Genomic DNA, 20208 nt, shown 5'->3' on the forward strand with positions numbered 1-20208 from the left:
TCCAGGAGGGCGGGCGGGTCCGGGTATGACACATCAAATGTCCATCAAGCCGGGCCCAGAGCGTCCCTGACCCGCGACTCGGTCAGCGCGGCCAGCGCCGCCCGGTCCGCGCGCGGCCGTCCGGTGAGCTCAGGGCGTATCGGGGGCAGGAACGTCACCTCGGCCACCAGGTGCCGGGTCGCGACCACGCGCAGCAGCGAGACCGGCAGGGAGTCCGCGCCGATCCAGGCGGCACGGGTGGAGGGCGTGCCGGCTTCGCGGTAGCGCAGCGCCACCGGCCGGACGCTCGCGCCCGCCTCGACGGCGGCCTGGAACAGCGCCGGGTGGAAGGCTCCCATGGCCCGCCCGCACCAGGTGGTGCCCTCGGGGTAGGCCAGCACCGCGTCCCCGTCGCGCAGCGCGCCGGCGACCGCCGTGATCGCCTCGGGCAGCCCGGCCGGACGGTCCTTGTCGATGAACAGCGTGCGGTGGGCCGCGGCCAGCGACCGGACCAGCGGCCACCGTCCGATGTCCCGCTTGGCGAGCTGGCGGGCGGGGGTGAGGGCCGCCATGATCAGCGGGTCGGCCCACGAGATGTGGTTGCTCACCAGCAGGGTGCCGTGGCCGTCCAGGGCGGGGACGCCGCCGGGGATCCGTACCGTGATGCCGAGCGCGCGCACGATCAGTCCCATGGCCCTGCGGGTCAGGCGTCCGCGCAGGGCCCCGGCGCGGCGGGCGGGCATCGCCGACAGCGTCAGGGCCGCCCCCAGGGCCAGCGCGCAGCCCAGGAGGCGGGCGGCCCGGCGGACCGGCCCGGCGACCGCGACCGGCGGCCGTAGACAGGTGTCCGGCGTGCACGGCGACAGTCCTGGCCCGGACGGCGGCCGCTCGTGGCGGTGGTCCTGATCGCGGGTGGTGGTCATGGTGTGCTCGCCGGCGGTGCCGCGGGCTCCGTCCCGTCCGGCCCGCCCGCGGCCGCACCGACGGGGACGCGCGGCGGGTCGCCGGGAGAGCCGCCGCCGCTGCCCCGCCCGCCGCGCAGGAGCCGGGGCGCCCACCAGTTGACGGGTCCGGCCAGGCGCATCACGGCGGGCACGAGAAGCGTGCGGATCAGCGTGCAGTCGACCAGGACGGCCACCGCGATGCCCACCCCGATCATCTTGAGCACGGCCAGGCCGGAGGTCGCCACGGCGGCCATGACGACGGCGAAGATGACGGCGGCCGAGGTGAACAGCCGCCCGGTGTGCTGCAGCCCGGTGGCGACCGCGGTGGCGGTGTCGCCGCGGCTGCGGTACTCCTCGGTGATCCGGGACAGCAGGAAGATCTCGTAGTCCATGGACAGGCCGAAGGCGACGCAGAAGATCAGCGTGGGCATGAGGGCGTCGATGCTGCCGGTGGCGGTGAAGTCGCCGACCAGCCGGCGCAGGTGGCCGTCCTGGAAGACGTAAACCAGGGCGCCGAAGGTGGCGGTGAGGCTGAGCACGTTCATCACCAGGGCCTTGACGGCCAGCACGACGCTGCGGGTCAGCAGCGTCACCATGGCCAGGGTGGCCAGCGCGATCAGCGCCAGGGCCGTGGGCAGCGTGCCGGCGATGCTCCGCCTGATGTCGTCGAGCTCGGCGCCCGGCCCGGCGAACAGCGCCTGGCCCGGGGCCGGGATCGCGCGCAGGCGCCCGACGAGCTCGCTGTTGGCCACCGAGTACGGCTCGTGCGCGGTGGTGACGAGCAGCCAGGTGCCCGCCTCGCCGGTGAACCGGCGGCCCGGCCCGGGGACGGCGGCGGTCCGGCTGTAGGAGCCGCCGGCCGTGTCGACCCGGAGCACGCCGTCGGTGGCGGCCAGCCGCCTGGCGTAGCCGCCCAGCAGGTCGGCCGAGCTCTGCCCGGTCATCCGCAGGTCCGGCAGCACGATCATGGTGCCGCCGACGACCCGCTGCCCGCCGAACTCCGCGCGCAGCGCCTGCGCCGCCCGGGCGGCGGGCGCGTCGGGCGGCAGGATGCGGTCGTCCAGGGTGCCGAAGCGGGCGCCCAGGAACGGCGCGCCCATGGCCAGCAGCAGAGCGGTGGTGGGCACGGCCACCGCCAGCGGGCGGCGCATGACGGCGACCGCCAGGCGGTACCAGGGCCCGTCCTCCACCGGCGCCGCGGACCGGCGCGCGGCGTTCCACGGGCCGGGCACGGGAAGCCGGTTGACCCGGTCGCCGAGCAGGGTGAGCAGGGCCGGGAGCAGCACGAGGCTGGCCGCGGCCGCCGTGAGGCTGATCGTCATCCCGCCCACGGCCAGCGAGCGCAGGATGGTGAACGGGAACAGCAGCAGCGCCGACATGGACAGCGCCACGGTGGCCGCCGAGCAGGCCATGGCCCGGCCGGTGGTGCGCATGGTGACGGCGACGGCCTGGGCGGCGTCCTGGCCCAGGGCGAGCTGCTCGCGGAAGCGGGTGACGATGAACAGGCTGAAGTCGACGGCCAGGGCGAAGCCGAGCGCGCTGGAGATGCTCAGCGCGAACACCGAGATCTCCATGACCTCGGTGAGCAGGCGCAGCACGGCCATGGTGGCGATCACCGCCAGCGCGCCGATCAGCACCGGCAGCAGGGCGGCGACCAGGCTGCCGAACACCACGCACAGGATGGCCAGGGTCAGCGGCGCGGCGATCAGCTCGGCGGTGCGCAGGTCGGCCTCGCTGCGGTCCTGCGCCTCGACGCGTACCTGGGCCTCGCCCGTGGCGGTCAGCGACAGGGGGCCGTAGCGGTCGTGCAGGGAGTCCATGATCCGGCGGGCGGCGGCGTTGCGGGCGGCGTTGTCGCCGCTCAGGTGGGCCAGGACGACCGCCGCGCGCCCGTCGCCGCTGCGCAGCCTGGGCTCGTGGCCGCGCCAGTACGAGGTGACCCCCCACACGCCCGGGTCGGCCGAGACGCGTTCGGTGAGCCGTGTCCCGGCGGCGTCGATCTCCGGGTCGTCGACCGGGCGTGCCGCGCGGGCGATCACGACCAGGTCGGCGTTGCCCGCGTGGAAGGCGTCCTGAAGGATGTCGTCCGCACGCAGGGACTGCGATCCGAGCGGCACGATGTCGCCCAGCACGAGCCGGTCGTGCACGTCCAGGCCGGCCATGAGCGAGACGGCGAACGTGACGGCCGCGCCCCAGAGCACGACCCGTCGCGGCCACCTCCGTCCACGGCCGGACGGCGGCGAGTTGCCCCACATCGGTGAATCCTTACGTCGAGTAACGGTCAGTCGAGGCCGCCGCGCACGCGCTCCTCCGCGGCGCGGTCCTGTGTGGTCAGTCCTGTGTGGTCAGTCCTGTGTGGTCAGTCCTGTGTGGTCAGTCCTGTGTGGTCAGTCCTGTGTGGTCAGTCCTGTGTGGTCAGTCGAGGCCGGCGCGTACGCGCTCCTCGGCGGCGCAGGCCAGGGCGGCCCGTCCGCGCGGGCCGCGGCCGGGCGCGGGCGGCGGCAGGAGCGGGGTGAGCCGCACCTCGGCCCGCAGCCGCCGCGTCCCGGCCACCCGGACGACGGACCCGGTCACCGAGTCCTCGCCCACCCAGCTCCCCCGGCTCGACGGGCTCGGCCCCTCGTAGTAGCGCAGGACGGCCGGGCACACCGCCGCCCCTGCGTCGATGGCCGCCTGGAAGACCGCGGGCCGGAACGTGCCGACCTCGCGCCCGCAGGACGTGGTGCCCTCGGGGAAGACGGCGACCGTCTCCCCGGCCAGCAGGGCGTCGCGGATCAGGCCCACCGCGGCGGGCAGCGTGGACAGGCGTTCCCGGTCGATGAACAGCGCCCCGCAGGCCGCGCCGAGCGTCCCGATGAGCGGCCACCGGCGTACCTCCCGCTTGGCCAGCAGGCGGCAGGGCAGCGCGGCCAGCATGACCAGCGGGTCGAGCAGCGAGACGTGGTTGGCCACGACGAGCACCCCGGCCGCCTCCCCGGCGAGGCCCGCCGGACCGGCGACCTCGACCCGGACGCCGAGCGCGCGCAGCAGCAGCCGGGCCGCCGTCTGCACGGTCCTGGCCCGCCAGAGCCTCGGCCCGGCTCCCATGACGAGGAAGGCGGGCAGCGCGGCCAGCAGCACCAGCAGGGCGGCGCACAGCCGGGCCGCGCGGCGCGCCCGACCGGCGGCGACGGCCTCCTCCGGCAGGCACGCGCGCACCGAGCACGGCGCCCGCGCCAGCCACGGGTTGATCTCCACGCGCCGGCCGGAGCCGGCGACGTGCCGCCACGTCGCACGCGCCCGCCCCGGCCTTCCGACGGAAGGCATCACGGACGGCGCCGCCGACGCTATGCCGGGCGGTACCACGCGCGACGTGGCGGACGGCACTGCGGACGGCACTGCGGACGGCACTGCGGGTGGCACTGCGGACGGCACTGCGGGTGGCACTGCGGACGGCACTGCGGGTGGAGTCGGATGGGACACGCGGGACTCCCAGACGGTGATCGGCGAGCCGGCCCGAGCGGCGCTAACGGCAGCGCGAGACGGCGGCGGGCGGCAGGTCGTGCCGGACCGGCCCCGGAACGTGGACCGTTCCAAGGCTTGCGCGCACCTGGCGCGGGAAGGCCCGGCACAGGGACGCGGGCCGGACGGTGGTCTCGCCCTGGCGGAGCACGATGCCGCCGGCCACCCGGCCCACGGCTCGCGGGCCGGACGCGACGGCGACGGCCTGACGCGGGCCGCGCCGCGCCGTGCCGGGCGGCGTACGGGTGCCCCGTCGCCGGGACGGGCGGGTATCGGGCGGATGTGAGCTTTGTGCGATTTCTTGCGACTGCACGATCATGAGCGTCCCGAATTCGGAGCGGGCTCGGCACCGGCGGCCCTGACGGCGGGGTGACAAGCGGATGATGATCCTGTTAGTGCAGGTTAAGCGCCATCCGGCGGAGAGCGCCGAATTTGCGCCACGTGTCGCCCGACCTTGGCAGAACACTCCACAAGCCGTCCCAGCTCATGACCTGAGCCCCATAACCTGACAAGGTGATCTACGCAAAGACGCCCCTCACCCCCGAGATCCGTGCCGCCGCCTCCCGGGCCTGGGGCGCCGAAGGAGAGGGTGAGCGGCTGTACGGCGGGGAGGAGTCGGCCGCCTACCGCCTCGGCGACCACGTCGTCCGGGTGGGCCCGGCCGCGCGCGGGGTGGCCGAGTCGGAGTGGTGCCACGCCGTCGCCCGGCACGCCGCCGCCACGCTCCCCGAGGCCGTCGCCCCGCTGGCCACCACGGGTGGCGCGACGGTCGTCGTCGTGGACGGGCGGCCGATCTCCTGCTGGCCCTACGTCGAGGGCTCCTGGCCCGACTCCGACGTCCCGGCGCAGCGGGAGGCGGGCGCGCGGCTGCTGGCCAGGCTCCACCGCGCGCTGGCCGGTCTGCGTCCCGGGCCGCGTCCCGTGCCCGCCTTCCAGGAGTCCGGCCTGTACGGCGACCCGCCCCCGGACGCCACCGACCTGCACGACCCGGTCCTCGACCGCTGGCTGGCGGCCTTCCACGCCGGGCATCCCGTACGCCACCCGCTGCACGGCGACTACTACACCGGCAACACCCTGGCCAGGGACGGCCGCATCGTCGCCGTCCTGGACTGGGACGAGACCTTCGTCGGCGCCCCCGAGCTGGAGCTGGCCGCCGCCGCGCTGGAGTGGGGCGACGACCTGACCGGGCCCAGCAAGGAGTTCGTGGCCGCCTATCTCGACGAGGGCGGCACGGCGGCCCCCCTCGACGACGAGTCGCTCGCCCAGCTCGTACGGCACAAGCTGCGCAGGGAGCACGCCTACTTCCGCAAGGCCGCCGCGGCGGGCGTGTCGCACGACGAGGAGGACCTCGACTACCACCGGGCCCGGGTCGAGCTGTTCCACCGGCTGCGCCCCTGACCCGGGCGGCCCGGGTCAGAAGTAGCGCAGCCAGACGTACACCCAGGCCAGGGCCGTGCTGCCCAGGGTGACGACGATGCCGTACCGGGTGAACTGCCAGAAGGAGATCGGGTTCCCGGTGCGGGCGGCGATCCCGAGGGCCACGACGTTGGCGCTGGCGGCGACCGCGGTGCCGTTGCCGCCGAAGTCGGCGCCGAACGCGAAGGCCCACCACAGCGCCTGCCCGGTGGACGCGTCCGGTGCGGCGGCGGCCAGTTCCTCCACCACCGGCGCCATCGTCGCCACGTACGGGATGTTGTCGAAGAACGCCCCCAGCACGCTGGAGCCGAACAGCAGCGAGGTGGCCGCGGCGAAGTAGTTGTCGCCGAACAGGTCGATGGTGGCGCGGCCGATGGTCTCCATCATGCCGGTGTGCACCAGGCCCGCGACCATGACGAACAGCCCGGCGAAGAACACCAGCGTGGGCCACTCGACCTCGCGCAGCACGTCCCCGAGCTCGACCCGGCAGACCAGCAGCATGACCCCCGCGCCGACCAGGGCGATGATCGAGGGCGCCAGGTGCAGGACGGAGTGCAGCGCGAACGCCGTCACCACCCCGGCCAGCACCGTCATCGACCGCGCCAGCAGCGCGGGGTCGGTGATGGCCCGCCGCTCCTGCAACGCCATCACCTTGGCGACGTGCTCGGCGTTGTAGTGGAACGACCGGCGGAACAGGGGGTAGGTGAGCAGCACGAACACCCCGAAGATCACCACGACCGCGGGCGCCATGTGGACGAGGAAGTCGTTGAACGTCAGCCCCGCCCGGCTGCCGATGATGATGTTCGGCGGGTCGCCGATCAGCGTCGCCGCCCCGCCGATGTTGGAGGCCAGCACCTCGGCGATCAGGTACGGCTGCGCCGGGATGCGCAGCCGCCCGCACACCATCACCGTCACCGGCGCGACCAGCATGATCGTCGTGACGTTGTCCAGGAACGGCGAGGCCACGGCGGTGATGGCCATCAGCATCGCCATCAGCCGGTACGGCCGCCCCCGCGAGCGTTTGGCCGCCCAGATCGCCAGGTAGTCGAACAGCCCGGTCTGCTTGATCACCCCCACGATGATCATCATGCCGAGCAGCAGGAAGATGACGTTCCAGTCGATGCCCGCGTGCCCTGAGGAGAACACCTCCTCCCCCGGTGTCAGCCCCAGCACGGTCATCAGGCCGGCCGCCACCAGGACGACCTTGACCTTGTCGGCCTTCTCGGTGGCGATGAAGAAGAACGCCACCACGAAGATGGATAGGGCCAGGATCGCGCTCATGCGGATCAGTCCGGAAGGCTCGTGATGGCCAGGCTGGTCAGCAGGCGTTCCAGAGTGATCGCCCCCGTGAGGGTGGCGTCCGGACCGAGGACGGCGACCAGCGGGCTACGCGTGCGGGCCATCAGCGCCGCCACCTCCAGCAGGGTCGCGTCCGGCGGCACGGTGACGGGCCGCGCGGGCGGCCTGGGCAGGCAGTCGCCGACCGTCAGGTGGGCGAGCTCCTGCCAGAACAGCTCGGCGTCGCTCTCGTCGAGGGTCCGGGCCAGGGCCTGGTCCTCCTGGTACGTGCCGGGGATGGCCAGCCGCAGCACCTGCGTGCCCGGCAGCACGGTCGCCGGCCGGCCCCGCTCGTCCACCACGATGAGTCCGGGAAGCCGGTTGACCACCATCAGGCGGACGGCCCGTCCTACGGAGTCGCGGGCCGTCACGGTCGGCAGGGCGACGGCGATGTCCTGTGCTCGCATGGCACCGTCCACGGTGGTCGGAGTGGTCGGAAGACGACGGTTCGCGCCGGTTCGGGGCACGGTCGTATGGCGGATCTTGATGGGGAGCCTCCAGCGGGGGCATGGGCGAAGGTCACAAAAGGCGGCGGGGGCGGCTCAGGCGCCCGGCCCCGGCCACGGGACGGCGGCCGGCCCCCGGCGCGGCCCGCGCGTCAGATGGCCCCGGGGGACGGACCGCGACCCGCGGGCGGGCAGGAGGAGAAGCGGTCCTGCCGCCGCGGCTCGGAGAAGGTCCGTGCCACGCATCGCCCACCTCCTTACGGTCCGTCCCTGTTCTCCGGGGAGACCATGCCATCACCGCGCGGGGGGCCGCGCCCATCGGGTCCGGCCCCCATATCGGGTGGGGGCGCGCCCGCATCCTGGCCGGGTCAGTGGACAGGGCGGGCGGCGAACGCCCAGGCTGGAGGCATGAAAGACGCCGTGGCCACCGCGCCGGAGCCGCCTGGCCGCACCCCGGCCCAGGCGTTGTTCCGCCGCCTGTTCGTCATCAACGCGCTGGTCTTCGCCGCGGGCACGTTCGTGCTGGCGCTGTCCCCCGCGACGGTCTCCTCACCGGTGCTGCTGACCGAGATCCCGGTGCTGCTCATCGGCCTGGCGCTGATCCTGGCGGCGAACGCGTTCCTGGTGCGGGCCAGCCTGGCCCCGCTGACCTCCCTGACCGCCCTCATGCGGCGGGTGGACCTGCTGCACACCCACGACCGGCTGCCCGCCGGCAACCGTGACCTGCGCAGCGTCACCGACACCTTCAACCAGATGCTCGACCGCCTGGAGGAGGAGCGTAGCGTGGCCAGCGCCCAGGCCCTGGCCGCCCAGGAGGCCGAACGCGGCCGCATCGCCCGCGAGCTGCACGACGAGATCGGCCAGAGCCTCACCGTCGCGCTCCTGGCGCTCAAGCGGGTGCGCGACCGGGCGCCCGCGGAGCTGGCCGACGAGCTCGGCCACGCCCAGGAGGCGATCAGGACGAGCCTGGACGAGGTGCGCCAGGTCGCCCACCGGCTGCGCCCCGGCGTCCTGGAGGACCTCGGGCTGACCAGCGCCCTCACCGCGCTGGCCACCGACCTGTCGCAGACCGGCACGGTCGAGGTCACGCGTAGACTGGCTCCGGGGCTGCCGCCGCTCACCTCCGAGGTCGAGCTGGTGCTCTACCGCATCGCCCAGGAGAGCCTGACCAACGTCGCCCGCCACGCCCAGGCCACCAGGGCGACGCTCACGCTGACACCCGACGACGGCGACCTGGTCCTGCGCGTCACCGACGACGGCCGGGGCGGCATCGGCGAGCCGGGCGCCGGCATCCGCGGCATGCACGAGCGCGCCCTGCTCATCGGGGCCCGCCTGAGCGTGCACTCGCCGCCCGGCGGCGGCACCGAGATCGTCCTCACCGTCCCCGGCGCGGCCAAGGAGAACGCCCGATGACCCGCATCCTGCTCGCCGACGACCACGCGCTCGTCCGCCAGGGCGTCCGCCTGATCCTCGACGCCGAGCCCGACCTGACCGTGGTCGCCGAGGCCGCCGACGGGGCCGAGGCGGTGGAGGCCGTCCGCACCCACGACATCGACCTGGTCGTCCTGGACATCGCCATGCCGCGCATGACCGGCCTGCAGGCCGCGCGGGAGATCTCCCGCCGCCGGCCCGGCATCCGCCTGCTGATGTTGTCCATGTACGACAACGAGCAGTACTTCTTCGCCGCGCTGAAGGCCGGGGCCTGCGGCTACGTGCTGAAGTCGGTGGCCGACCGCGACCTCATCGAGGCGTGCCGGGCGGCGATGCGCGGCGAGCCGTTCCTCTACCCCGGCGCGGTCACCGCGCTGATCCGCGACTACCTCCACCGCCACCGGCACGGCGAGCCGCTGCCCGACAGCCTGCTGACCGCCCGCGAGGAGGAGATCGTCAAGCTCATCGCCGAGGGCCATTCCACCAAGGCCATCGCCGACACCCTGGTCATCAGCCCCAAGACCGTCGACCGCCACCGCAGCAACATCCTGGCCAAGCTCGGCCTCAACGACCGGCTCGACCTGACCCGCTACGCCATCCGCGCCGGCCTGATCGAACCCTGACCTCGGCGGACGGCCGCGTCCCGGGCTCTCGCGGCCCCCGCGGCCCGGCCGGATGGAGCCCGCGGGCGTAGTTCCATGAGACGATCGAGATCATGATGGGTCCGTTGGGCGCGAGCAGCGACGTCCTCCACGCCTCCCTTTCGTCCTGTTGTGCCCCGGGACGAGCCGCCGCCGACCCAGCCGCCGATCCCGTCGCCGTGCCGGTCGTGTGCTGAGCATGGCCGAGGGCACCGTCGCGTCCTGGGGCGCGCTCACCGGTCAGGAGGCCCGCGGCCTCGTCTCCCGCATCGAGGGGCTGCGTCCGAGGCGCGGTCCCGGCGACGGGGGCGAGGTCCCCGCGGCCGACGTCGACGTCGTCGAGGGGCTGGGTCCGGCGGCGGCCGGCGTGGCGGCGGCCTGGCTGCGCGAGCGGCCGTCCCCGGCCCTGCGGCGGACGCGGCTGCGGGTGCTGGCCTCCTACCTGCGGTGGCTGCGCGGGCAGGAGCCCGGCGGCGACGTGCTGGGGGCCGGGTCGCAGGTCGACGCCTACTGCCTGGCCGCTCTCACCGCCGGCCTGGCGCCGTCCGGCCGGCCGCTGGCCCGCGCGACGGTGATCCGCAGGCGGGCCGTGCTGGCCTCGTTCTACGCCTTCGCCGGGCGGCACGGGCCGGCTCTCCCGGCGCCGGCCGCTCACCCGCCCACCCCGGCCGAGCGGCGGCTGCTGCGCGGCGGGGTCGCCCTGCTGGCCGAGGAAGGGCGCTTAGCCGAGGCCGTGGCGGTCGGGCTGCTGGAGTCCACCGGCGCGTCCGTCGACGCGCTGGCCCGGCTGACCCCGTGCGACGTGCATCTGGTGGGCGCCGGCGACCCCGTGCTGATCACCCTGCACGACGGGCGGGGCGACATCGTCGCCTTCCCGCTCGCCCCCTACCTGCGCCGCCCGCTGCGCCGCCTGTGCGGCGACCGGCCCGCCGACCACCCGCTGCTCACCGGCGAGGCGGGCCGGCGGGTCGACCTGGCCTGGACGCGGGCCGCGCTCACCGACGCCGCGCTCGCCGCCGGCCTGCCCCGGTCGCGGGCCGAGGGCCTGCACCCGCACCTGCTGCGCGCCCTGACGGTGACCGAGCTCGGCGGGTCGCCCGTGCGAGCCTGACCGCGACGGGCCCCGGGGCCGCGGCGGAGTCACGGCTCCGCCGCGGGCCGGTACGCCGCTCCCCATCCCGTCGCCTCCCACGTCGCGGCGTGCGGTCGCAGGCGTGCCCGGTGGTCCTCCCAGGTCGCCGGCTCACGCGTCCAGGATCGTTCGGCCGCGGCCGGGAGACGGGGGAGCAGCAGGAACGCCAGATCGTCGAAGGACGTGATCGTCTCCGACCAGATCGCGGCCTCCACGCCGGCGACGCGCACGTCGAGTCCCGACACCAGGGACCGCGGGGTCCAGTCGAACATCTGCCGGAGGGTCTTGGCCGGATAGTCGCGGAACCCGAGCCGGGCCCGTCGTGCCTCCCCTTCGGCGTCCGCGGCGGGCTCGGCGTACGGGCGGTCGAGGTACAGCACGTCGCTGGAGGACAGCAGCACCGGCAGCCCGGCCGCCGCCGCGGCGGGACCGTCGGACGGCGCGAGGGCGAACAACGCCACCATCTGGTCGACGAACGTGTGCGCGGACTCCGGCAGCTCCGCCTTCTTGGCGTCGGCGTCGATGCTCGTCTCCGCGCCGATCCACAGCTGCACGAGGTCGCCGTCGCCCAGCGCGCCGGCGCGTACCGTCTCCTGCCAGGCCACGACCCGGCTGCCGGCATCGTGCGCCGCGCGGACGGCCGCGCCGACCGCGCGCGTGTAGGCCGTGAAGGGCATCCCGAACGGCTCATCACCCCCGACGTGGACGAACCGGGCACCGGACGCCTGCGCGAACTCGGTGACGGTCTCGGCGATGAAGGACTCGGCCCCGGGCATGGCCGGATCCACGTAGCCCAGGCGGGCCGCGGTCCCGTCGCCGGCGAGCCCCGGGTAGGCGCGGATCGCGGCGTGGGCGTGGCCGGGGAGGTCGATCTCGGGCACGATCGTCACTCCGCGCGCTCCGGCGTACGCCGTCAGCTCCGCCAGCTCGCGCCGCGTGATCAGCTCGCCGGGCGAGGTCGCGTCCAGCGCGGGACGGGCCGCGGACTGCAGCCGCCAGCCGCCGGAGTCCGTGAGATGCAGGTGCAGCACGTTCAGCTTGTATCGCGTCAGCAGGTCGATGACGCGGCGGATCTCGTCCGGGTGGAACGGATGCCGGACGACGTCGAGCATCAGGCCCCGCCACGCCAGGGCGGGCCCGTCGGCGATGCGCCCCACCGGCAGCCGGCCCGCCGCGCACTCCGCCAGCTGCACCAGCGTCGCGGCGCCCCGCAGGACCGCGTGCGGGCTCGGCCCGGTGACCGTGATCTCCCCTGGGGCGATCGTCACGGTGTGCCGCTCGTCCGGAGGGAGCTGTTCCGGCGCGATGCCGCCGGCGGGCGGCACGTCGCCGGGAGCCTCGCCGATCAGCAGGACGACGCGCGACGGCGGCGGGTCGCCCGCCGAGGGGGCGGGGAGGCGGGCGAACTCGGCTTCGAGCCACGCGCGGGCGTCGCGCAGACGATCGTCCGCCCGGATCTCGACGCGACCGGGGTGCAGGACGGTCGTCGTCGCGTGGTCGAGCGCGACCGTGTGCGGCCAGGGCACCAGCGCGGCCCTCATCGCCGGCCGCCGAGCAGCCCCGCCAGGGCCGGCAGGCCGGCCACCGTGTCCTGGAAGCGCCGCGCGATGAGGCCCAGCCCCTCCTGCGTGGGGTGGAGCCCGTCGCCCAGCAGGCGCGCGTCCTGCTCGCCCAGCAAGGTACGGCCGTCCACCAGGTGCAGGTGGGGGTCGTCGGCGACGCGCCCGGCGTGGACGCGCTCGATGATCCGGCGCGTGGCGGCCAGCGTGAGGGCGCCGTCGTCGGCCTCCAGGGTCCGTTCCGCCCCGCCGGCCGTGCCGCCGCGATCGACGGTCGGTCCCGGCGTGTGCTCGTGCGCCGGGCAGGCGATCGCGGTGATGAGGACCACCGGCGTGTCCGGATGGCCCTCGCGGATCAGGTCGAGGAAGCCGTGCACCGCGGGCAGCATCGTCCTGGCCCGCATCGAGTCCGCGTTCACGAGGTTGATCCCCATCTTCAGGGTGATCAGGTCCGCGGGGGTGTCCCTGATCATGCGGGCGACGAACGGGTCGAGCTGCGCGTTCCCGCCGAAGGACAGGTTGCGCAGGCGCCAGCCGGTGCCCAGGGCGACCCGCGCCGGCCAGGTGCGGTCGGGGGTGGCGGCCTGCAGCCCATGGCTGATGGAGCTGCCGTGATGCGTCCAGCGCGGGAAGCCGCCGGCGGACGGCGGCGAGATCGGGGCGTCGGCCTCCAGGCCGATGACCTCGACCGCGCAGTCGTGCGGCAGCATGATCTCGACCTGCTTCTCCCCGCCGTCGGGGACGAGGGCCACCGTCACGGCGGACGGATCGCGGTGTTCCCGGCCGGCGACGTGCCGGCCGGCGCCGATGACGACGACGTCCCCTTCGGGGATCGCGACGTGTTCCGCCACCGCGCCGTCGACGACGACGGCGAGGCTGTGCGGCCTGGCGACCTCGGTGCCGGCCGGCCGGAGCGAGCGGGTGTGCAGGCGGAGCCGCAGCACGGTCGCGCTCGTGGCGAAGCGGAGTGAGACGCCGGCGGGCGCCTGTTCCATCAGGTCGAACCAGGGGTCGTCATGTTGTGCGCGCGCCCACGGCGGCAGCCGGCGCGGGCGCAGGCCGCCATGGGCTCCCGGGTCGAGGGCGGCCGCGCCGTCGACGAACCGGGCCAGGTCCGCGGCGTCCAGGAGCACGTCCAGGGTCTCCGTCACGACACGGCCGTTCCGCCCAGAGCGGCCGCCGGGCTCTGGGCGAGCCGCCCGAACCAGCGGGCGCTGGGCTTGACCGTGCGCCGGAACGTGGTCCGGTCGACCGCGACGAGGCCGAACGTGGGCGTCCACGATCCCCACTCGTAGTTGTCCAGCAATGACCAGTGCAGGTATCCGCGCACGTCGACGCCGTCGGCCATGGCGCGGGCCAGGCCCGTCACGGCCTCCGTCGTGTACGCGATCCGTTCGTCGTCGTCGCCGGTCGCGATGCCGTTCTCGGTCACGAGCAGCGGTGTCGATCCGCCGAGCCGGGCGGCTGTGTGCCGGACCGCGTCCTCCAGCGCGAGGGGGTAGTACTCCCAGCCGGTCATCGTGCGCCTGTCGGCCGGGCCGGGGGCGATGACGCCTTCCCCGCCCGCGCGCAGGCGGCTGTAGGCCTGCACGCCGATGAAGTCGTCGCCCTTCGCCAGGTCGATGTACTGGTCGTCGACCAGGTACGACAGCTCGGCGGCGCGGTCGGGGCCGGCGCCGTGGTCCTGCACGTTCTGGTTGGCCACCGTCCATCCCGATCGCAGTCCGGGCACGGAGGCGAGCAGGTCGCGGGCCGCCTCGTGCGCGCGTGCCAGCGCGGCGGTCACGTCGGGATCCGGCGGGACGAAGGAGGGCACCGGTTCGCCGGCGCCGTGCCTGCGGCGCGCGGCCATCAGGGCGACCATGTTGGGCTCGTTGATCGTGCAGACCCAGGGCACGCCGTCGAGGATCGGCAGCACCGCGCGGACGTAGTCGGCGAAGTGCGCGACCGCCTCCCCGGAGGTCCATCCGCCCCCGGCGCCCAGCCACGCGGGGCTGGTGAAGTGGTGGAGCGTGACGACCGGGGTCAGCCCGCGCCGCCCGCATCCTTCGATGATCCGGCGGTAGTGGTCCAGCATGGCCGGTGACGGGTGACCGGGGGCGGGGACCACGCGGGCCCATTCGACGCTGAACCGGTAGGCGTTGAGACCGAGGTCGCGCGCGATGTCCAGGTCTTCGGGCCACCGGTGGAAGCTGTCGCAGGCGTCCCCAGAACGCTCGGGCAGGCCCCAGCTCCCGTCCTGCTCGGCCTGCCAGAAGTCGCTTCCGACGTTGTTCCCCTCCACCTGGTGGGCCGCCGTCGACGCGCCCCACAGGAAACCGTCGGGAAAGGCCAGCGGCTGCGAAGTCGCCATGTTCGATCCTGTCTTGGGTGTCGGAGGTGTGGTCATTTGAGGCCCATGGTGGCGATGCCCTGCACGAAGTGGCGCTGCAGGGACACGAAGAGCGCGAGGATCGGCGTGATGATCAGCACGGCGCCGGCGAGCAGCGTGCCGTAGTCGGTCGCGTACTGGCCGGTGGAATAGAGCGAGAGCGCCACCGGCAGCGTGTACATCGACTCGGTCTGGCTCGCCACGAGCGGCCACAGGAAGTTGTTCCACGAGCCCAGGAAGGTGAGGATGCCGAGGGTGGCCAGCGCGGGGCCGCACAGCGGCAGCACGACCCGGGTGAAGATCCTCGTCTCGGAGGCGCCGTCGATGCGCGCGGCCTCCAGCAGCGAGTCGGGGATGTCCAGCATGAACTGGCGCATCAGGAAGACGCCCACGGGCTGCGTGAGGAACGGCAGCACCAGAGCCCCGTACGTGTCGAGGATGCCCATCTTCGCGACGATCACGAAGAGCGGGACGAACGTCACCACGCCGGGCACCATGATGGTCACCAGCACGACGCCGAGCAGGACGCGCTTCCCGGCGAAGTCCATCTTGGCCAGCGCGTAGCCGACCATCGAGCAGAACAGCAGGTTGCCGAGCACGGTGAGCACGGCGACGACGAGGCTGTTGCCGAAGAAGGTGCCGAAGTGCAGCTCGGTGAGCCAGCGGGCGAAGTTCCCGCCGGTGGGCGCGTGCGGCCACCACGTCGGGGGGTCGGCGAAGATCTCGTCCTGCGTCTTGAACGCGCCCAGCACCATCCAGGCGAACGGCGCGAGCCACAGCACCACGCCGGCGGTCAGCACCACGTAGGTGAGCGAACGCGCCGTCAGGGGTCCCGGCCGGCTCATGTGGCCCTCCTGAGCAGGCGGAACTGCAGGACGCCGACCGCCGCGATGACGACGAACATGATGTAGCTCGCCGCGGACGCCTTGGCGAAGTCGCCGAACCCGAAGGCGTTGAACGTGTAGTAGGTCATGGAGAGCGTGGAGCCGAGCGGCCCGCCCTGCGTCATCACGAAAGCCTCCTCGAAGAACTGCAGGTAGCCGACCGAGATGAGGACGCAGCCCAGCAGGATCGTGGGGCGCAGCAGCGGGAGCGTGATGCTGCGCAGGCGGCGCCAGGGCCCGGCGCCGTCCATCGCCGCCGCCTCCGCGACGTCGGCCGGGACGGCCTGCAGCCCGGCCAGGAAGATCACCATGAGGGTCCCGGTGTTGCGCCAGACGGCCATCAGGATCAACGAGGGCAGCGCCCAGGTGGTGCTGTTCAACCAGTCCGGCCCGTCCACGCCGACCAGGGCGAGGACCATGTTGAGCAGCCCGTCGCGGGCGAGGATGTGGCGCCAGATGACCGAGACCGCGACGACGCTCGTCACCACCGGCGCGTAGAAGGCGACGCGGTAGATCGGCCTGAGCCGGCGGATCCCGGAGTTGAGCGCCAGCGCCAGCCCCAGCCCGAGCGCCACCGTGGCGGGGATGCCGATGAGGACGAACAGCGCCGTCACCCCGGCGGCGTTCTGGAACTCCGGATCGGTGAGGACGTCCGCGTACTGCTGGAGACCCACGAAGTTCACGTTGAAGGGCGACTGGATGTCCCGCGCGGTCAGGTCCGTGAAGGAGAAGCCGATCGAACCGGCGATCGGCAGGACCATGAACACCGCGAAGACGACGACGAACGGCGCGGCGAACAGCCAGGCGACCGTCGTCTGCCGGCGCCGGCGTTCGGAGTTGGCCCCCGCGGCCCGGCGGGCGCGCACGTCACGGGGGGCGCGCGCCCGTCCGGGGGCGGTCGGCGACATGGGGTTCGACACCGCTCAGGACACCCCGATGCCGTCGGCCTGCTGCTGGAGCTTGCGCAGCGTGTCCGCCACCGGCCGGCCGCCCTTGATGATCTGTTCGATCGCGGCGTCGCCCGCCGCGCCGACCTTGTCGAAGCCGACCAGCTGCGGCGGCGCCTTGGCCGTCTTGAGCTGCTCGGCGAACGCCGCGAGCGTCGGGTCGGCGACCAGCGCCGGATCCTGCCACGCGCTCCGGGTCGCCGGCAGGTCGCCGCTGACCTTGTACCAGGCCGCCTGGGTCTGGGGCTCGCTGAGCCACTGGACGAGCTTCCAGGCCGAATCGGGGTTCTTGGCGGCCTTGAAGACCACGAGGTTCGCGCCTCCGACGAACGAGGTCGAGCTCTTCCCCGCCGGAAGCGGCGCGGTCGCGTACTTGCCGGCGAACGCGTCGCCGCCGGCCTGGGAGATGGCGCCGCGCAGGAAGGGGCCGGCGACGAGCATCGGCGTCGTGCCCGTCAGGAAGTCCTTCACCGCGGCGGCGGGCGCCGTGTCGGCGTTCGGATCGGCTATGCGCTGCTTGAAGTACGACGCCAGGTACTCGTACGCCGAGGCGAACTCCGGGGTGTCGAGCGTCCACGAGGACTGGTCGGCGTTCATGAGCTCCGCGCCGTTGGACCACGGCATCCAGAGCGAGGACAGGAACGATCCGGTCGTGCCCGCGGGCAGCCGGATGCCCCACTTCGCGCCGGCCTTGCGCTGCAGGTCGGCCGCCATCCGCCGCAGCTCGTCCCATGTGGCCGGGGGCTTGTCCCAGCCGGCCTTGCGGGCGAGGTCCGTCCGGTAGTAGAGCGCGCGGACGTCGACGTACCACGGCACCTCCAGGAGCCGCCCGCCGATCGTGCCGGTCGAGACGGCTCCCGGGTACATGCCCGCGGTGTCGATGGCGCCGGGCACGGGCGAGAAGGCGTCCTTGAACACCGGCAGGCCGGGCATCATGGCCAGGTCTGGAACGTTCCCGGATGCGATGGCGGTCTGGAACTTCTGGTAGGCCGAGTCCCAGGGGATGGCGGTCACGTTCACCGTGACCCCCGGGTTGGCGGCCTCGAACTTCTTCACGAACTCGGGCAGGAGGTCGCCCTCGTTGCCCATCGCCCACATGGTGATCGCGCCCGTGGCCTTGGCCGCGACGCTGGAGGACGGCTGGGGCCGTCCGGCGCCCTCGTCGGCCCGGCCGCATGCGGTGAGCACCGTCGCGGCGCTGATCGCGGCCAGGGCCGCCACTGCTGATCTGTGTCGCACGGCCAGTTCCTTCCTGTCGGCCTGTGTGCCTCTCCCGAACGGCTGTGAATTTATGCGCTTAACTCGCCGGAAATCCAGCCTCATTGCGCAATCGAGATAAAACTCCGTCAGGAGCAGCCGCAACTGCGGCCGAGGACCATGCGGGTCGGCAGCACGTACGACCTGGGGTGGGACACCCCCGCCGCGGTGTCGGTCAGGATGCGCACCGCGAGCCGCCCCATCGAGGCGAAGGGCTGGCGGACGGTGGTCAGCGTCGGGTCCGAGAGCCGCCCGGCGACGATCCCGTCGAAACCGGTGATCGCGACGTCGTCCGGCACCCGGATGCCGTGCCGGGCCAGGAGGTCCAGCACGGTGAACGCGAGCTGGTCGGTGGCGCAGACCAGGGCGTCCGGCACGTCGCCGGCCGCGATGGCGGCGCGCAACGAGCGCAGGCTGTCCTGGGCCAGCACGGTGGTGTCGAACGGTTCCTCGGGGACCGGCAGCCCGTGCGCGGCCAGCGCGGCCTGGAACCCGGCGAACCGGGCGGCGATGTCGGGCGCGGCCGGCTCGCCGAGGAACGCGGGAGACCGGCGGCCGTGCCGCTCGACCAGGTGATCGACGAGCTCGCGCACGGCGCTCTCGTTGGCCACCGTGATGTGGTGCAGCGGGTCGTGCATGGGCGGGCTGCTGAAGATCACCACGGGAACGCCGCGCCCCACGTGCTCCAGCAGATCGCGCGCCGCGCCGCCCGGGAAGATCGCCAGGCCGTCGACGCTGCCGGCCAGGTCGAAGCTGCCCAGCGAGTCGCGGCTGGCCCCCGATCCGAGCATCACCGGGCGGCCCAGCCGCTGCGCCTCCAGCTCGAACCCGCGCTGGATCTCGTCGACGTAGAGCGGGAATCGCCGCACGTCGCCGAGGCCGTCGAGCTCCCGGGCCACCATGGCGTCGAGATCCTGGACGCCGAGGTCGGCGGGCAGGAACATGTCGAAGGCGTACAGGCCGAGCGCCTGGGAGCGGCCCTTCGCGAGCCCGCGCGCGCTGCCGCTCGGCACGTAGCCGAGGGCTCGCGCGGCCCGCAGGACCAGCTCGCGCGTCTCCGGGCGAACCTTCTCCGGCTGCCGGAAGGTGTGCGAGACCGTCGCGATGGAGACGCCTGCCCGCTCAGCGACGTCGTAGACGGTCGCCCTCTGCGCCACCGGACCATCACCCGCCCTTCCCGGCGTCGCCTGCGAACGGATCGTATCCGCTCAGGTCACCACCCTACGCGCCGCGCCCGGCCGATGATCACCTCGTCCGTACGCCGTTCCGGAGGCGACCGCGACCGGGATCTTGACGGGACGCCCGCGCCCCGGCAAAACTAACCACCTGGTAGGAAATGGCCGTGCGCCGCGGGTTCGCCCTGCGTGCGCGGCGTTCGCCTCCGCCGACGCGCCGGCCCGCCGCCGGGCGCCGGCCCCTGCCCTCACCCCCCGTCCAGAGAAGGTGGCCATGCTCGGGTCCAGCCGGCAGTTCAGGAAGAAATCCCTCGCGCTCTCCGCGGCGGTCGTCACGACAGTCGTCACGGCGGTCCTCGCGACGCCGACCGCGCACGCCTCCGCCCGCGGCACCGCCGTCGGCCACTATGTGGCCCTCGGCGACTCCTACACCGCGGGCCCCGGCATCCCCAGCCAGACGGACGCCGACTGCGGCCGTTCCGACCGCAACTACCCGACTCTGACCGCGGCCGCGCGGACCGTCGCCACCTTCACGGACGTCAGCTGCGCCGGCGCGACCACGGCGCACATGACCGGCTCACAGGGCGCGGCCCCACCCCAGCTGGACGCGCTCCGTCCGGAGACGGACCTGGTCACCCTGGGGATCGGCGGCAACGACATCAACGTCAGCGGCATCATCGGCCGCTGCGTCATCCTCGGAAAGCTCAACCCCGGCGGTTCGCCGTGCAAGGCCAGCTACACCCTGGCCGGCATCGACCAGCTCGCCGGGCGCATCGCCGCCACGGGCGACAAGATCGACGCCGTGCTCCAGGAGATCAGGCGGCGCTCCCCCGGCGCGGACATCCTCGTCGTCGGCTATCCGGTCATCATGCCGGACGACGGGAGCAACTGCTATTCGACCGTCCCCATCGCCAAGGGCGACGCCCCCTGGCTGCGGGACGTGGAGAAGCGCCTCAACACCATGCTCGCCGCCCGCGCCGCGGCGGGCGGCGCCGGATTCGTCGACACCTACACCGGCTCGGTGGGCCACGACCTGTGCAAGCCCCTCGACGTGCGGTGGATGGAGCCGATGGAGGGGGTGGACTCGGCGGGACTCCACCCCAACGCCGCGGGCCACCAGGCCATGTCCACCGCCGTGCTGACCGCCATGGACGCCGCCCGGCGGTGACGGCGCCGCCGCCGATCCG

At 73.8% G+C, this 20208-nt stretch carries 18 protein-coding genes; 5 read left to right on the plus strand and 13 right to left on the minus strand.

Annotated features, from left to right (window positions below):
- Positions 1-44 precede the first annotated feature (44 nt).
- The 4 genes from ABZ444_RS39885 to ABZ444_RS39900 all read right to left on the minus strand — a co-directional run bounded on the left by ABZ444_RS39885 (position 45) and on the right by ABZ444_RS39900 (position 4737).
- Positions 45-902, minus strand: coding sequence for a lysophospholipid acyltransferase family protein (locus ABZ444_RS39885; RefSeq protein ID WP_358008855.1), 858 nt, complete (start codon positions 900-902; stop codon positions 45-47).
- Positions 899-3124, minus strand: coding sequence for an MMPL family transporter (locus tag ABZ444_RS39890; RefSeq protein ID WP_358008857.1), 2226 nt, complete (start codon positions 3122-3124; stop codon positions 899-901). The genes ABZ444_RS39885 and ABZ444_RS39890 overlap by 4 nt, the downstream gene beginning before the upstream one ends.
- A gap of 214 nt (positions 3125-3338) precedes the next feature.
- On the minus strand, positions 3339-4229 hold the full coding sequence (locus ABZ444_RS39895) for a lysophospholipid acyltransferase family protein (protein ID WP_358008897.1): 891 nt from the start codon (positions 4227-4229) through the stop codon (positions 3339-3341).
- Positions 4230-4428: 199 nt separating this feature from the next.
- Positions 4429-4737: a hypothetical protein gene (locus tag ABZ444_RS39900; protein WP_358008859.1), complete on the minus strand. Its 309-nt coding sequence runs from the start codon at positions 4735-4737 to the stop codon at positions 4429-4431.
- Between the two features lie 200 nt (positions 4738-4937).
- Between ABZ444_RS39900 and ABZ444_RS39905 the strand changes: the two genes are divergently transcribed.
- Positions 4938-5822, plus strand: coding sequence for a phosphotransferase (locus ABZ444_RS39905; RefSeq protein ID WP_358008861.1), 885 nt, complete (start codon positions 4938-4940; stop codon positions 5820-5822).
- Positions 5823-5837: 15 nt separating this feature from the next.
- Here ABZ444_RS39905 and ABZ444_RS39910 read toward each other — a convergent pair whose 3' ends face one another.
- Entirely contained in the window at positions 5838-7121 is a 1284-nt protein-coding gene (locus ABZ444_RS39910) for an ArsB/NhaD family transporter (protein ID WP_358008863.1), read from the minus strand.
- Between the two features lie 5 nt (positions 7122-7126).
- The gene (locus ABZ444_RS39915) at positions 7127-7585 is read right to left on the minus strand and encodes a CBS domain-containing protein (RefSeq protein WP_352351467.1); all 459 of its coding nucleotides are present in this window, start codon (positions 7583-7585) and stop codon (positions 7127-7129) included.
- A 447-nt stretch (positions 7586-8032) separates the two neighbouring features.
- Between ABZ444_RS39915 and ABZ444_RS39920 the strand changes: the two genes are divergently transcribed.
- The 3 genes from ABZ444_RS39920 to ABZ444_RS39930 all read left to right on the plus strand — a co-directional run bounded on the left by ABZ444_RS39920 (position 8033) and on the right by ABZ444_RS39930 (position 10807).
- Complete coding sequence (locus ABZ444_RS39920; RefSeq protein ID WP_358008865.1) at positions 8033-9037, plus strand: histidine kinase; 1005 nt, start codon at positions 8033-8035, stop codon at positions 9035-9037.
- The gene (locus ABZ444_RS39925; protein ID WP_357969538.1) at positions 9034-9678 is read left to right on the plus strand and encodes a response regulator transcription factor; all 645 of its coding nucleotides are present in this window, start codon (positions 9034-9036) and stop codon (positions 9676-9678) included. The genes ABZ444_RS39920 and ABZ444_RS39925 overlap by 4 nt, the downstream gene beginning before the upstream one ends.
- A gap of 217 nt (positions 9679-9895) precedes the next feature.
- Entirely contained in the window at positions 9896-10807 is a 912-nt protein-coding gene (locus ABZ444_RS39930; protein WP_358008867.1) for a hypothetical protein, read from the plus strand.
- A gap of 29 nt (positions 10808-10836) precedes the next feature.
- Here ABZ444_RS39930 and ABZ444_RS39935 read toward each other — a convergent pair whose 3' ends face one another.
- From ABZ444_RS39935 to ABZ444_RS39965, 7 genes are all read right to left on the minus strand, one after another.
- On the minus strand, positions 10837-12369 hold the full coding sequence (locus tag ABZ444_RS39935) for a family 20 glycosylhydrolase (RefSeq protein WP_358008869.1): 1533 nt from the start codon (positions 12367-12369) through the stop codon (positions 10837-10839).
- On the minus strand, positions 12366-13538 hold the full coding sequence (locus ABZ444_RS39940; protein ID WP_358008871.1) for a GDSL-type esterase/lipase family protein: 1173 nt from the start codon (positions 13536-13538) through the stop codon (positions 12366-12368). Before ABZ444_RS39940 ends, ABZ444_RS39935 begins: the two co-directional genes overlap by 4 nt.
- On the minus strand, positions 13535-14740 hold the full coding sequence (locus tag ABZ444_RS39945) for a family 1 glycosylhydrolase (protein ID WP_358008873.1): 1206 nt from the start codon (positions 14738-14740) through the stop codon (positions 13535-13537). Before ABZ444_RS39945 ends, ABZ444_RS39940 begins: the two co-directional genes overlap by 4 nt.
- Positions 14741-14772: 32 nt before the next feature.
- Positions 14773-15603, minus strand: a complete 831-nt coding sequence (locus tag ABZ444_RS39950) for a carbohydrate ABC transporter permease (RefSeq protein ID WP_358008875.1) — start codon at positions 15601-15603, stop codon at positions 14773-14775.
- Positions 15600-16562, minus strand: a complete 963-nt coding sequence (locus ABZ444_RS39955; protein ID WP_358008877.1) for a sugar ABC transporter permease — start codon at positions 16560-16562, stop codon at positions 15600-15602. Before ABZ444_RS39955 ends, ABZ444_RS39950 begins: the two co-directional genes overlap by 4 nt.
- A 3-nt stretch (positions 16563-16565) precedes the next feature.
- Positions 16566-17828, minus strand: coding sequence for an extracellular solute-binding protein (locus tag ABZ444_RS39960; protein WP_358008879.1), 1263 nt, complete (start codon positions 17826-17828; stop codon positions 16566-16568).
- Positions 17829-17935: 107 nt separating this feature from the next.
- Complete coding sequence (locus tag ABZ444_RS39965) at positions 17936-19003, minus strand: LacI family DNA-binding transcriptional regulator (RefSeq protein ID WP_358008881.1); 1068 nt, start codon at positions 19001-19003, stop codon at positions 17936-17938.
- A gap of 292 nt (positions 19004-19295) precedes the next feature.
- On the opposite strand from ABZ444_RS39965, the gene ABZ444_RS39970 reads away from it, so the two are divergent.
- A complete protein-coding gene (locus tag ABZ444_RS39970; protein ID WP_358008883.1) occupies positions 19296-20189 on the plus strand; it encodes an SGNH/GDSL hydrolase family protein in 894 nt (297 codons plus the stop codon).
- The last annotated feature ends 19 nt before the right edge of the window (positions 20190-20208 follow it).

Source organism: Nonomuraea sp. NPDC005730 (assembly GCF_040630865.1).
Classification (GTDB): Bacteria; Actinomycetota; Actinomycetes; order Streptosporangiales; family Streptosporangiaceae; genus Nonomuraea.

What these genes read in the sequence shown, in the direction of transcription:
- ABZ444_RS39885 (WP_358008855.1), bottom strand. Translation starts at nt 902, where the DNA reads ATGACCACCACCCGCGATCAGGACCACCGCCACGAGCGGCCGCCGTCC.
- ABZ444_RS39895 (WP_358008897.1), bottom strand. Translation starts at nt 4,229, where the DNA reads ATGCCTTCCGTCGGAAGGCCGGGGCGGGCGCGTGCGACGTGGCGGCAC.
- ABZ444_RS39910 (WP_358008863.1), bottom strand. Translation starts at nt 7,121, where the DNA reads ATGAGCGCGATCCTGGCCCTATCCATCTTCGTGGTGGCGTTCTTCTTC.
- ABZ444_RS39915 (WP_352351467.1), bottom strand. Translation starts at nt 7,585, where the DNA reads ATGCGAGCACAGGACATCGCCGTCGCCCTGCCGACCGTGACGGCCCGC.
- ABZ444_RS39920 (WP_358008865.1), top strand. Translation starts at nt 8,033, where the DNA reads ATGAAAGACGCCGTGGCCACCGCGCCGGAGCCGCCTGGCCGCACCCCG.
- ABZ444_RS39925 (WP_357969538.1), top strand. Translation starts at nt 9,034, where the DNA reads ATGACCCGCATCCTGCTCGCCGACGACCACGCGCTCGTCCGCCAGGGC.
- ABZ444_RS39930 (WP_358008867.1), top strand. Translation starts at nt 9,896, where the DNA reads ATGGCCGAGGGCACCGTCGCGTCCTGGGGCGCGCTCACCGGTCAGGAG.
- ABZ444_RS39935 (WP_358008869.1), bottom strand. Translation starts at nt 12,369, where the DNA reads ATGAGGGCCGCGCTGGTGCCCTGGCCGCACACGGTCGCGCTCGACCAC.
- ABZ444_RS39945 (WP_358008873.1), bottom strand. Translation starts at nt 14,740, where the DNA reads ATGGCGACTTCGCAGCCGCTGGCCTTTCCCGACGGTTTCCTGTGGGGC.
- ABZ444_RS39950 (WP_358008875.1), bottom strand. Translation starts at nt 15,603, where the DNA reads ATGAGCCGGCCGGGACCCCTGACGGCGCGTTCGCTCACCTACGTGGTG.
- ABZ444_RS39970 (WP_358008883.1), top strand. Translation starts at nt 19,296, where the DNA reads ATGCTCGGGTCCAGCCGGCAGTTCAGGAAGAAATCCCTCGCGCTCTCC.